9 protein-coding genes are annotated in these 14,596 nt (G+C 42.2%); all 9 read left to right on the top strand.

Annotated elements, in window-relative coordinates:
* Positions 1-2: 2 nt before the first annotated feature.
* The gene (locus tag AC6CH7_RS24090; protein WP_498265135.1) at positions 3-1,334 is read left to right on the top strand and encodes a fasciclin domain-containing protein; all 1,332 of its coding nucleotides are present in this window, start codon (positions 3-5) and stop codon (positions 1,332-1,334) included.
* Positions 1,331-2,338, top strand: a complete 1,008-nt coding sequence (locus tag AC6CH7_RS24095; protein WP_498265136.1) for a fasciclin domain-containing protein — start codon at positions 1,331-1,333, stop codon at positions 2,336-2,338. The genes AC6CH7_RS24090 and AC6CH7_RS24095 overlap by 4 nt, the downstream gene beginning before the upstream one ends.
* A 33-nt stretch (positions 2,339-2,371) precedes the next feature.
* Positions 2,372-5,632 carry a TonB-dependent receptor gene (locus AC6CH7_RS24100; RefSeq protein WP_498265137.1) on the top strand — a complete coding sequence of 1,087 codons (3,261 nt, stop codon included), beginning with the start codon at positions 2,372-2,374 and terminating at the stop codon, positions 5,630-5,632.
* Positions 5,633-5,662: 30 nt separating this feature from the next.
* Positions 5,663-7,873, top strand: a complete 2,211-nt coding sequence (locus AC6CH7_RS24105; RefSeq protein ID WP_498265138.1) for an IPT/TIG domain-containing protein — start codon at positions 5,663-5,665, stop codon at positions 7,871-7,873.
* Positions 7,874-8,015: 142 nt separating this feature from the next.
* Positions 8,016-8,246 (top strand): hypothetical protein, encoded by a 231-nt coding sequence (locus AC6CH7_RS24110; protein ID WP_498265139.1) that lies wholly within the window; start codon positions 8,016-8,018, stop codon positions 8,244-8,246.
* Between the two features lie 122 nt (positions 8,247-8,368).
* The gene (locus AC6CH7_RS24115) at positions 8,369-8,896 is read left to right on the top strand and encodes a sigma-70 family RNA polymerase sigma factor (RefSeq protein ID WP_498265140.1); all 528 of its coding nucleotides are present in this window, start codon (positions 8,369-8,371) and stop codon (positions 8,894-8,896) included.
* A gap of 60 nt (positions 8,897-8,956) precedes the next feature.
* Positions 8,957-9,973 carry a FecR family protein gene (locus AC6CH7_RS24120; RefSeq protein WP_498265141.1) on the top strand — a complete coding sequence of 339 codons (1,017 nt, stop codon included), beginning with the start codon at positions 8,957-8,959 and terminating at the stop codon, positions 9,971-9,973.
* 110 nt (positions 9,974-10,083) lie between these two features.
* Positions 10,084-13,140, top strand: coding sequence for a TonB-dependent receptor (locus tag AC6CH7_RS24125; protein WP_498265142.1), 3,057 nt, complete (start codon positions 10,084-10,086; stop codon positions 13,138-13,140).
* Positions 13,140-14,414 (top strand): purple acid phosphatase family protein, encoded by a 1,275-nt coding sequence (locus tag AC6CH7_RS24130; RefSeq protein WP_498265143.1) that lies wholly within the window; start codon positions 13,140-13,142, stop codon positions 14,412-14,414. Before AC6CH7_RS24125 ends, AC6CH7_RS24130 begins: the two co-directional genes overlap by 1 nt.
* Positions 14,415-14,596: the final 182 nt, after the last annotated feature.

Below are 14,596 nucleotides of genomic sequence, written 5' to 3' on the forward strand. Positions count from 1 at the left end.
AAATGAAACACCTAAAATTATTAACATATAGTTGTTTACTGCTCATGCTACTAAACGGCTGCCGCAAACAGGAATTCACCCTGCCTCCGGAAGGGGAGCAGGTTCCTTATACAGATAGTGTAACGCTTACTTTGAAAGAAGTTTTAGCAAAATCGCCGGCGAAATTATTTTACCAGGCCTGGCAACGCAGTAGCATGGAGAGCAGACTGCAAGCCATAGGTAATCCTAAAAGTACCTATACCATTTTGGCCCCAAGTGATGCTGCGATGGAAAATGCAGGCTTTACCGCTCAAAAAATACAGGAAATGGAAGTGAATGACCTGGACGAACTGATGCTGTTCTATACCATTCAGGGCCGTATTACCAAAGAAACCCTGGATAGTAAGAGCGATAATTATATTGTCTCGAGTATGCTTCAGAACCCTGAACTGCGGGTTGCCAAAAGCACATCAACGGATGTATTCTCTACTGTTAAAACACCTTATTACTATCAGCAATGCCTGCAGGTAAAAGAAGGTAAAACTTATCTGAATGGTAAAGTTGCCGGAACAGGAAAGTTTATTCCCGCAATGGACGGCTACCTGTGGTTACTGGATCAAATGGTAACCAAACCCACTAAAACCATATTGGAAATGCTGCAGGAGGATGGTCATTTTTCCACGTTATTGGCTATCCTGCAATATACCGACGAACAATACGAACAGCTCGTAATAGATGGTTGGATTTTTACAACTTACAGGAAAGATTTTGTGACGCGTTACAATTGGGGAATCATCCCCAGAGATCCATGGGATACCCAATCGGAAAACCTGGTCCGAACTACGGCTTTACTTCCTCGGGATGAAGTGTTCAGAGCGGCAGGGTTCAATAGTGTGGAAGACTTAAAGGAATTCAACATAAAAAGAGGATTGCCCCATATTGGACAGGATCAATACGGGAATAACATCATCGTGGGTAATTTTGCTACAGATAGCTTGCTGGCTTATCATTTAGATCTGGGCCTGATGGTGAACAGCTACAATCTGAAGATCCAGCGTTCGATACCATTTGACTTTGGCTTTTATACCAACGACATGACGAATACCGTGATGAGTAACTATCTGGTGGGCGTAGTGATGCCTGAAGGTTTTTCCGAATTAAGTGACTACAGGTCTTTTTATATGCCATTTGATTTTTCACGTGATGCTTCGGGGAGGGTTCAGCTGAAGGTAAAGGGTGTTCCCGATGGAACGGCAGCAACAATAGTTGAAGCGGATATTCCAACCCTGATGGGCCCCATTCATGTGGTAGACCATTTTCTTACACCTAAGGGTTTTAAAATAAATCAGAAATGAAAACAAGAATTAAACGAACCATAATAAGTACAAGATGGCTTTTAGCGGCAATGATATGCCTGTTGCTGATTACTTCCTGTAAAAAGGAAAATATGAGTGTTTCTGATGACAATAACTCGGTTAGTCAGGTAATTGCTGATAATTTTAACCTGAGCGTACTGAATACAGTACTTAAACACGGTAGATTGGATAAAGGTCTGAAAGAGAAAGGTCCGTTTACCATTCTCGCGCCAGCTGATGGAGCTTTTAATTTAGCCGGATACACCCCAACCAGCGTGATGACAACCGATGCGGCTACGATATCCCGCATAGGCAATTACCACATTCTGGATGGCAGATATGAATTCAACAAACTTCCATTTCAGTTTAACCAGGAGCTTCGTTCCAGGGGAGGAAAGCTTTATGCCACACGCTGGATAAAAAATGGAGATACGGTGTTAACCATTAACGGGTCAAGAATCGTGGCACAGAATGTTCCTGCATCAAACGGGCTTGTGCAGGTTATTGACCGGGTACTTACTCCCTATACGCAAGACAAGCTGGGAGATGCCGTAGCTTCTGAACCAACGGTTACCCTATTTTATCAGGCGCTCAAAACCTCAGATGTGCTCAAAACCATTAACGGAACAGAGGTGTTCACCATTTTTTCGCCCAATAATGACGCCATGAAAGCATTTGGTTTTGCCACACTGGAACAAATCCGTGAAACAGATCCGGAAGTACTGAAGCATTTGGTAAACTATCACATTGTTCGCGAAAGGCGCTTTATTTACGATTACATCCTGAGTACAAAATCGGCGACAACAATTAAACAGGCTACGTTGGATGGTGGTAATACCCTGAATATTAACTTGATTGAAGATAATACCCAGATTGGTGGTTTTAGTGGCATAACCTTGAATGGCTTAGCTAATGATGTAGATGTAAATGTGCTAAAACGGGATGTTTTAACTGGTAACGGGGTACTTCATGTAATTGATGGAGTTTTTAAAAGTACCCTATAAACAAAATTGAGAATAGTGCAGAAAAGAAATAACATGACAAAAACTATATATATAAGCTTATGGGGGACAATAGTGTACTTACTATTGTCATTATTTCCATACCTGGCTTTTTCGCAGCAAACCAGTGGTACCCTGAATGGTACTGTATTTGATGCCAGCGGACAGCCATTGCCGGGTGCCTCCGTAACTGCCATTCACCAGCCTTCAGGAACGCGTTATGGAACTTCAACAGATCAGAAAGGCCGCTATTACTTGCCAAATCTGCGTATTGGTGGCCCTTATTCGGTAGAAGTAGCCATGATCAGTATGAACACCGATAAAAAAGAGGGGATTACAATTCGTTTAGGTGCGGCTGTGTTGTTGAACTTTGCTTTGAAAGACCAGGCCCAGCAACTAGGTGAGGTGGTGATCAAAGCCACCAAAAACGGGGCACAGGCCAGTACTTTTGGAACTGGGAAAAACATCAGTGCAGGTCAGCTGCGTAACATGTCCACTATATCACGCAGCATTACCGATATCACCCGTTTAGTTCCTCAATCAACTAAGGACAATAGTTTTGGCGGCACCAATTTCCGTTATAATAATGTGACCATTGATGGAGCTATTAACAACGATGCGATTGGTTTCAGTCCGTCTTTGGGCGGTCAGTCGGGCACCTCTGGTATGGCAGGAAGCTCCACCCGGACCAACCCGATCTCTCTGGATGCGATTGAAGATATGCAGGTTTACCTTGCTCCGTATGATGTTAAGATCGGTAACTTTACCGGAGGGTCAGTGAATGCTGTGACACGCAGTGGAACGAATAGCCTAAGTGGTTCGGTATATGGGTTTGGCCGTAATGCTTCAGTAACCGGAAAAGACCGGGTAGGTAATTTAGGTAAAATGAACAACGATTTTTACGATTACCAGGCTGGTTTGCGGTTGGGTTTTCCGCTAATCAAAGACAAACTGTTTTTCTTCAGTAATGAAGAGATCACCAGAAGACGGGACCCTGCCCAGCTAAAGGCTGGTCTTGCAGAAACCAGTCAGATTCTGAGTATTAGCGATGCCAATGCAATCAGTGCTTCAGGATTGATGGATGCTGGCACTGCCGGCGATTTCAATACCTGGTCAAAATCGCATAAATTCTTTAACCGCCTGGATTGGAATATTAATGATCACCACCAGTTGGTTGTACGGAACAATACTATTATTTCAGAAGCCTCACATATGGACCGGGACCAGCAGGATTTCCGTTTGAGCAGCATGGCTTTTTTACAGAAGAATAACCAGAACTCTACTGTAACGGAATTGAAAAGTCGGTTTGAACACGGCCTTTCCGGAAACCTGTTGGTAGGCTATACCTTTGTTAACGATTCAAGAAATCCTTTTGGCGATCCAAGTTTACCACAGGTGCAGATTGCAGGGCGTACACCGGGTACCACCATTTATCTGGGTACCGACCGTGAAGCGAGTATCTTTGACATGAAACAGCGTACGCTGGAACTCACAGCCAATCTGAGCTGGAACCTGGGCAAACATACCCTAACCATGGGCACACATAATGAGCTTTATAAGATCAACTATGGTTTTGTAAATGCCTGGAACGGACGGGTAGATTACCTGAGCATAGAAGATTATCTAAGCAATAATCCTTACCGTGTACGAGGTGCGTATAATTATACCAATAACAACCGTGATTATATTCTGGCCAATCCCGGGGCTGATTTTAATGTCAATATGTACAGCGTTTACTTACAGGATGAAATTCGGGTATCGGATCAGCTGCGAGTGATCCCCGGACTAAGGGCGGATATGGCCGATCTGCCGCAAAGACCGGAATTGAGTGATAAAATAAGGAATGCGCTTCCCGACCCATATTTTGGTAATACATATAACTATACACCTTTAAGCCGGATCAGGAATAAATACCTGAATAAAGTACAGCTCTCGCCAAGGGTAGGTTTTCGTTATGATTGGCTTGGAGACCAAAGCTTGATTTTAAGGGGTGGGGCAGGCCTGTTTACTGGTAGAGTCCCGATGGCATGGATTGCCTATGCCTTTTACAATACGGGTGACAGCTATGGAGGTTTTGATCAAAAGGCCGATCAGAAGCCTTTTATAGCAGGCAGTAACCCCTTGAAAGGCGGAGCTAATGGTATTGGTGATTTTATTGCAGCCAACGGTGCAGTAACCAATAACCCCAATAGTGGTAAAACGCAGGTTGATTTGATAGACAACGATTTTGTAATGCCCCAGGTAATGAGGATGAGCTTAGGGATTGACTATACTACAGCAGGTCAATGGAAATTTAGCCTGGAAGGAATCTATACCAAAAACATTAAAGACGTGCTGTTCCGGCAACTGAATGTACAGGATAACCCAACCTATTATGGCTACGATAAAAACCACCAGCAACCGGTGTATAACGGTACGGTAGACCCACGCTTTTCTAATGTCTATCTGCTGAGTAATACAGGGAAAGGTTATCGCTACAGTGTCACAGGAAGCATTAGTAAAAGTATTGCTGATGTGCTGCAGGCCTCAGTTTCCTATACCTATGGTACTTCCAAAGATTTATCCAACGGGGTAAGAAACTCCATGGAATCCAACTGGCAGTTAAACCAGTCGTTGATACCTAATAATCCTTTATTGACCAATAGCAATTTCGATATTCGGAACAGGATTGTAAGCAGTATCAGTTACAACAAGACCTGGAGTAAAGCGGGGAAAAGCAATGTTTCATTGTTCTTTAGTGCACAATCGGGTAGTCCGTTTACCTATGGAATTGTAAATAACAGTATCCAGGGTTTACCACAGCAGCTAAGTCTGGCTTATATCCCACAAAGAGAAGAAGCTATCCGTTTCTTTAAAGACCGGATAAGTGAGGGGCAAACCATCACTGCAGCGCAACAGGCAGCCGCTTTTAATGAACTGATAGATGGGGATAAATACCTGAGCAGTAGGAGGGGTAATTTTACCGAGCGTAATGAAGGGCGCACACCATGGAATGTACAGGCTGACCTGCATCTTTCTCATGATATTTTCATGGGTACTGGTAAACAATTCCTCACCATCACCGCCGATGTGATGAACCTGACCAATCTGATCAATAAAAGTTGGGGTATCCAGTATTTTTCTCCAAATACATTTAATTCAACTGCCAGTGTGGGCTTAAGTCCTGTGTTGTTTCCTCCGGGGCAAAATCAGGGCAACTATCCTGCATTTTATTTTGTTAAGCCAGGCAAACCATATAGCATAGATTATTATGCTTCCAGAGCCCAGCTGCAATTGGGTGTCAGATATACTTTTTAAGAATAAATCACAATTAGAAAAGAATTAGATATGGAAAGGATCATTAAATATCCAATCAGCTTATACGCCGGCATATTGTTACTGCTGATTATCGCAGTTGTGAGCTGTAAGAAAGACCAGCTTTCAGAAGACGCTAAACCAGAATTTAAAGTAAGTAATTACTACCCTAACAGTGGCCTGGCAGGAACGCTGGTTACTATTGAAGGGCAGGGCTTTGGTAACGATGTAACCGGTTATTCGGCCACCATTTCGGGTATATCGGCCGATGTAATTAGTGTTACCCCCTCTTTTATTGTGTTAAGGGTTCCGGCCGGGGCAGCAAGTGGTAATGTGGAGCTTAAATATCAGGGACAGACCTACCAGGTTGGTGCATATACTTATCAGGATTTAAGCCTTCAGAAAATATTTCCGGTCAATGGTCCTGCGGGTACCAATATCCGGATCGATGGAACTGGTTTTGCCAGTGCCGATAAACCAGCTATAGTTACCATAAACGGCACCGAAGCAGTAATTGTTAGTTTAACTGACATCTTAATTATTGCCACTGTACCAGACGGTGCTACCAGTGGCGCAGTAGTTGTGAAAGTAGATGGTAAATCTTCTGCCGGCCCAATATTTAAAGTACAGTCCATTCATGAGATGTTGCCTAAAACGGGAGGAAAAGGAACAAGGCTAATACTTAAAGGGTCCGGATTTGAAACGGAACTGGCCAAAAATTACGTAACATTTAACGGGAAAGCTGCACAGGTACTGGAAGCAACAGAAGAACAGTTGGTAGTGCTTGCTCCGGATGAGGTAGAAACAGGTAAAGTGTTTGTAACCATCAATGACATCATTACAGAAGGCCCCGTTTTTACGGTAGTTCCAGGGCCCACTATAATTGTAGTAAATCCACTAAGTGGCCTGGCTGGAACAGAAATGACCATTACAGGTAAAGAGTTTAGTGAAATCGCAGGCGAAACAAAAGTATTTATCAATAATATAGAAATTGTAGTAACCTCTGTAAGTAAAACGGAAATTAAGCTCACAATACCAGCAAATATCAGTTCAGGTAAAGTAAATGTTGCAGTAAACGGGCAGATAGCAGAGGGGCCGGTATTTACAAATCAAGACTTGGGTATTATCCGGACAGCACCTGAGAGTGGCGCTGTTGGGATGGAAGTCACTATTTTTGGTAGTGGTTTTAGTGAAAAACCTGCTGATAATGCCGTAACTTTTAACAATATCCCCGCGCAGGTTACCTCGGCCGGCGCAACCCAATTAAAGGTAATTGTTCCTGTAGGGGCTGCTACAGGCTTTATAAAAATACGCGTAGCTGGAAAAGATGCTATTTCATCAGCACCCTTCGCAATTCAGTCAGTCATTACATTAACGTCTGGATTGTCTGCAAGTATATCATCTATAACAGTTGGCCTAAATGGTGATATCTATGCAACTGATCCAGAAAAAAATCAGGTAATGAAAATCAGTAAGAGCGGAACGGTTACGCTATTTGCTGGTAGCACAGTAGGACAAGGTGGTATTGCCGACGGCTCAGGTACCTCTGCAACATTTAACAGACCAATTGGTATTACTGCGGATGCTCAGGGAAATCTTTATGTAGTTGAAAAAAACACAACAAATATCAGGAAAATAACTCCTGGCGGACAAGTGAGTACATTTAGCAGAAGTTTTTGGATAATTGAACAGCCAGCTTCAATTACAACAGATTTAACTAATGGCATGTTGTATGTGACCGGTGTAGGTAGTGATTATTCCATAGTGAGATTTAAGCTTGATGCTGAGGGCAGACCTGATTATACCTTTGGAAGCCCTGTAATATCTCCGCCTAAACAACATATTGGTATTGATGCTTCGGGAGCGATTTACTACATAGGATACCAATATCCTAGCAGCTATGCTATTAGTACATCTAAAAATCCAGGAATTAAAATAGGATCTGAATATGAACCCGGTTTTAGTGATGGAGATTATAGTTCGGCCAGATTTGAGGAGATTCAATCTATTGTCGTGAATAGTAAGAACCAGTTATTAGTTGCAGATTTCGGGAATAATGCACTTCGTCTAGTCGATCAGGAAAAACAAACTGTTAGTACTCTTTTTAAAGCAGAAAAAGGGTATCAGGATGGGGCATTCTCTTCTGTCAAATTCGGTGAACTGACGGATATTGCTATCAGTGATGATGGCATAGTCTATATTTTGGATAAGGTAAACAAAGCAATAAGAAAAGTGTCGTATTAGAATAAGATAATCCGGGCAGGTAAAACTGCCCGGATATTAAAAACCGATCAGGTTAATTGTGATCGATAAGATAACATTGACTGACCATTGAGTTTAAACGATTTGTCTTGTTTTGCGCTTATAGCAAGATTAAAAATTTAACATGGAAAAAACACAAGTAAGCATGAGCTCAGACCTGCAAAAATTCATTGATAAATTTGAGCCCAGCAAATTTAAACTTATGGCCAAAGGGATTGAGATCAGGGGCATTAACGATCTGCACAGAAACATCACCCAGGCAAAAGACCTTATCGAAAGAATGAAGCTTAAGCTCATTGTGTCGCACAACGCCGAAATGATAAGCTACGGTGGATTTGAAGTAAACAACCTGTAAAAAACAATATCAAAAAAACAGGGTGTGTCATTATGATACACCCTGTTTTTTTTACAATAATTAAAAGTAACTCACAATTAATATCTTATTTATATCCCTTGTCGAGTTTTGCGGGTAATATCATGGGGTCAAATAAAGAGCTGGTTAATTTTGAGGTGCTCTATAAACGCTGGAGTGGCATGCTGCATCAATATGCCCTTTATTTTGTAAAGGATGAAGAAGCCGCTGCCAGTTTAGTGAACGACCTATTTGTGCAGCTTTGGTTTAACAAAACCAAGCCTGATAACCTAAAGGGCTACCTGTTCAGGGCGATAAAAAATTCCGCGCTCAACTACCTGAAGCAGCATAAGCACAACGCACTGACTTTACTTGAGCAGGATGACCTCACTGCAATTTCTGATCTTTCCTTTGCCGATGAGATTACCAGTGAATCTGAACAACTGGTTTTTCTACATTTTCTTATTAACAAACTTCCTGAGCGGCGGCAACTGGTTTTTAAAATGCACAGAATAGAAGGATTCAGCTATGCAGAGATAGCGGAATTGCTGCAGATTTCGGTTAGAACTGTAGAAGATCATCTTTCAAAAAGTATGCAGTTTATCTATGATCAGTCCCAACATTTAATTCATAAAAAGTTAACAGAAGCTTAACCAAGTACAGCCCGTATTTTCTGCCTGCACAATTGTCTTTACTGTTGAAAGAGGATAATTATGGATAATAAATTATGGGATTGTATTGTCAAACGCTTGTCTGAACAAGAGACAGCCGAGTCAGCGGCCGCGCTTGATGCCTGGCTTATCGAAAATAGAGGACACCAGGAGGAATATTTAAAGATACAAGTGCTCTGGAAGTTGACAGGGAAGTTACCTGCTCAAAAGCAGCTGGATTTTGAAACTGTCAGGGAAAGAATTTCTGAAACAAGCTCAACATCTCAGCGCACACTGGTAGACAATACTGCCCGCTGGTGGAAGTACGGGCTGGCTGCAGCAATGACCGGCATCTTCCTGCTGACCGCGCTTTTTTATTACCGATCAGCTCAAAACTCAGCACAACCTGAGCAGTGGGTGTCGAAAAGTGCCGGAGCAGGTAAGATGATCAGGGTTTTATTGCCGGACAGTACAGCCGTCTGGCTGAATTCAGGAAGCGAAATTCACTATAAACGGGACTTTAGAAACAATAAGCTAAGGTTGGTGAAACTGAAAGGGGAAGCATATTTTGAAGTTACCCATGATTCATCACACCCTTTTGTGGTCAGTAGCGCAGGAATGAATACTACGGTTTATGGAACCAGTTTCAATGTAAGGGCTTATGATACCGAACGGGTTATGGTTGTTGCCGTCAATTCGGGTAGGGTAGGTGTAACCACATCTGAGGATAAGAAAGCAGTATTTCTATTGCCAAACGAAAAATTGATATATGACAGGGAAAAGGCAGAGACACATAAGGTAAGCATTTCCAGTAGCGATGTAGGTTCTTGGGTGTCAGGTGAACTGATCTTTGAACAAACTCCTTTTAATGAAGTTTTTGAAGCTTTAGCAAGGAAATATAACATCAAGATCAATACCGGAAAAACTAACTATACAGGTTGCAAGCTGACTGCACGATTCCCGAACAAATCCATAAGCGAAGTTCTTAAAACATTAAATCTCTCTATGAACATACGATCAAAATTTGTAGGACAAACCATTTACATAGAAGGAGGGGGATCATGCAGTAGCAATAACTAAAAAAGCCGATCCTGTTTGCGCAGGAACGGCCCTAATTCTTAGCCAAACGGCGGCGAACCGTGGACTATATCTTATCATTTAAATCGTAAAAATTTAAACAACTCAAATTTATGAAAAAAATTAATGAGGCTAAGTGCCTTATGAAAATAATTATGCGTGCATGCTTAGTAATTAGTATCATTTCAGTAATCTCCATCCAGCTGGTAGCGGCTTCTGCAGTACGTGGTCAAAGCGGGCTGGATAAACGCATCAGTATCAATATGCGCAATGTGGCTTTCGCAGATCTGCTTAAAGAAATTGAAAGAAAAACAGGGGTCAGCTTTGTGTATACGAACAAGGAAACGATCGATACAAAAGTAACTGTTCATGATGGGACCAAAACGGCGAGGACAATATTGACGCCTTTGTTACAAAAAAACAACCTGCGACTTATTGAAGACGGGACGATGGTTGTACTTAAAAAAGCTGAACTGCAGATACGTGCCCCAAAGCCTGGCGCGGTGGTAGGTTATGTAAAGGATAAGGTAAGTAACCAGACTTTGCCTTATGCCACTGTGGTCTTGAAAGAAACCAACCAGAAGTATGTTACCGATGCCAATGGCTATTTTGTAATCAATAACCTGAAACCGGGAAAAGCAACGCTTCTGGTGAACTATATTGGTTATGTGACAACATCATTTACTGTAGATATCGCTGATGGTGAAACTGCAAAAATGGAACTGAAATTGGAGAGCCAAAGCAACGAAATGAAGGGTATTTCAGTAACAGGGATTAGAAGAGGAGAGGCCATAGCATTGAGCAATATGCGTAACGCAGACAACATCAAGTATGTACTTTCTCAGGAGCAGATTGAACGCTTTCCTGATGCCACCGTTGGGGAAGCCATGCAGCGTGTGCCGGGGATTGCCATGGACTATAGTTATGGCTTGCCGAGAAACATCATCATCAGGGGGCTGGATCAGAGTATGGGGTCTATCACCCTTAATGGAAACAGACTGCCTTCTACGCAAACCAATTCCAGGGATATTGACCTGAACGGTATTCTGTCGTCTACGGTTGAGGCTATAGAAGTCAACAAAACCCTTACTCCCGATATGGATGCCGATGGAACATCCGGTTCTGTCAACATCATTTCTAAGACGCCAAAGTCGGGCACTCAGCAAATGCAGGTGAAAGGTTCTTTTGGTAACAATTTTCTATTGGGTAAGCAAAACTTTGATGGCTCATTTGATTTTAGTCGCAGAGATACCAAATGGGGTTACCTGGTTGGCATAAATTATAGCAATACCTACAGAGGGGAAGATCGGGTTCAGAAAGATTATGATATGTATGAGATTGCAGGAGTAGAAAAAATGAAGCTATCTAATCTTGAACTGGAGGGCTCAGACCTGCACCGTGAGAACCTCGGACTACAAGCTGAACTGAGTTTTTTTCCTACAGAAAAGATCCAAATTTATGCAAGAACGTCGTACAACAAGTTTTACGAACTACAAACAAGGGGCACAAAAAGCTATAACATTGGGGAATATACCGATGAGAATACCGCTTCAGACATCAGTATAGGTGCCAGTGGTTCACCCAGAGATTACCATAGAGATTTGCTGAGCTTTTCAGTTGGAACTAAAGCGATTGTCAATGACTGGAGACTGAATTTGGACCTGACCTATGCGAGCGGTTTATACGATCAGCCGATTTACTATGACGGATATTTTACTTATGGTGGTTTGAATGCCGGTATCGACCTCAGCGACCCGCGTGCTCCGCAGTTTGCCTTTACAAATGGCGATGTAAACAATGCGGCCAATTATACCACTTCCTCTTATGTCAACAGACACCAGATTGCTCATGACAAGGATGGTCAGGGATCATTCAATGTGCAGCGGACTTTTAACCTGAGCCAGAAGAATAAACTGATGTTTAAGTTCGGAGGACGTTACCGGTATAAGGAAGATGACCATACCAGGGATTATTTCCAATATACCCTGAAGACAGGTAAAGTATCTATGGATAATTTTTTGTCCGATTATTCCAGAAAGGATTATTTCAACGGCAAGTATGATCTTTCAGGAGCGATTGCCAATGGTTACCTGATGGAAGATTATTATCAGAAAAACCTGTCACTTTTTGAAAGTGATGAAACCTATATCAGACAAAATACTGATCCGGATTCTTACAGTGGTAAGGAAACCATGGGAGCGGGGTATGTAATGGGTAAATTGACACTGGATAAGCTTGACATCATTACCGGATTGAGGTATGAGCGCACAGGGTTTGACTACCGGGGTAACATTGTGTCTTTCGACAATCAGGGTAAATATGTAAGTACAAATAAAGTGAACACCAAGTCTGCATTTGATGGCTTCTTTCCGAGTCTTAACCTGAAGTATGCCATTGACCAGCGTACCAACCTGCGGGCAGCAGTGACCAGATCACTTTCCCGTCCCGGTTATTATGACCTGGTTCCATGGCAGGAAGTTGAACCCAGAAGAAAGCGAATGAAGAAAGGGAACCCGGATTTAGATCAGGCTACTTCCACCAATGTCGACTTCCTGTTTGAACATTACTTGAAATCACTGGGTTTACTCTCCGGAGGTATCTTTTACAAGAACATAGAAAATTATATTTATGAAAGTATTTATACCCAACAGGGCGGTCAGTTTGATCAATATCAGGTAACGCAGACCGTAAATGGCGCCAACGCACATGTGTATGGTTATGAAATTGCCTGGCAGCAGCAGCTAACCTTCCTGCCTGGATTTTTAAACGGTTTGGGTATCTATGGAAACTTTACGCAGATCCAGTCGAAGTTTAAAGTGCCCGGTATCGTAAGTGAACGTACAGTACGTCTGCCCTCCATGCGTCCTAAGGTAGGTAATGCTTCATTGTCGTACGAGAAATATGGTTTTTCAGGGCGTATCTCACTTAATTTCTATGAAACTTTTATCAGTGAGCTTGCAGAAGAACAAGCCAATGACCTGATGGAAAAGGGTAGAGTACAGCTGGATTTCTCCGCCTCTCAGCGGATCAACAAGAAGTTTACCATCTTTATGGGTATCAGTAATATCAACAATGCCCAAACCATTCTGGATTACGGCGATGGAAGACCGAATGATCATAAATATTTTTCAACGTGGGCCAATGCAGGCTTTAAATACAACCCTTTTTAATGATGAAGAACATTACCAGAGAAATTATCATGGTCATTATAGCCCTTTTAGGGTTTCAATTGGCCAATGGACAGTCGTTCAAAGCTTCAGCATTTCCAGATCGAATTATCCTGACCTGGTCGGACGACCCGATGACTACACAATCGGTTACCTGGCGTACCGACACTACTGTCCTTAAAAGTTACGCCCAGGTATTAACGGAAGACAGCTCACCTGATCTCGGAAAAGACAATTCCGGAGAATTTGTTGCCCTGACTACCACCCTGCAAGGAGTAGAATATGAAAAGGCAAATTACCACAGTGCAACCATGACCGGTTTAAAACCTGATCAGGTTTATACCTACCGCGTAGGGGACGGTAAGAACTGGAGCGAATGGTTTCAGTTTCGAACTGCACCGGCAACAGTGAAACCATTTTCATTCATTTATTTGGGCGATGCTCAGAATGACATCAAGTCAAAATGGTCAAGGGTAATCAGAAGAGCATTTGCCACCCATGGAGATGCCCGTTTTATTGTTCATGCAGGCGATTTAATCAATCGCTCCAACAATGATAATGAATGGGGAGAGTGGCATTTTGGTGGCGGTTTCATTAACGGGATGATCCCAAGTATCCCTTCATCAGGAAATCATGAATACTTCAGAGATGAACAAAAGACCCTGACCCTGGATCCACATTGGCGTTCTCAATATACCTTGCCTGAGAATGGTCCTAAAGGTTTGGAAGAATCTGTATACTTCATCGATTATGCAAATGTTCGTCTCATTTCATTGAACTCTCAGATGATCGTACTGGATTCCAACTCCATGAAGGCCCAGGCGATATGGCTGGAAGGGGTGTTGAAGAACAATCCTAAACAATGGACCATGATCACCTATCATCATCCAATCTACTCCACAGCAAAAGGTAGGGACAATAAAGAATTCAGAGCGCTGTTTAAGCCGCTGTTTGATAAGTACCATGTAGACATACTGATGCAGGGACATGATCATACCTACAGTCGTGGACAGAATTTACCTACTGGTGTTTCAGGAAAGGTAGGAGGTCCCATGTATGTAGTTTCAGTAGCCGGGCCAAAAATGTACAAAATAGATGTGACACCAAGGTGGATGGATGTATTTGCAGAAAATACACAACTGTTCCAAATCATATCGGTTGACCATGATAAACTAATTTACACGGCATATAAGGCTTCCGGAGAAGTCTTTGATTCCTTTAGTCTTAAAAAAACAAATAAAGACAAAGCCGCAGTATTTACAGATTTAAAAAAGTAAAGATGTAAATCCAAAAAGCAAGAGTTCGTTTGGATTCTTGCTTTTTTCGATTTACATCTCCATTTCTTTGTTACATTTTGGAGGTACTAGTTTACCTAATTCACAAACCTTGGTAAGTTTTGTGTTAAAGTGTTGAATGTTTGATGATTTACTTGTAAATTGGAATAACAAATCCTTGGCTT

The sequence above is a fragment of the Pedobacter sp. GQ55 genome, assembly GCF_059758925.1.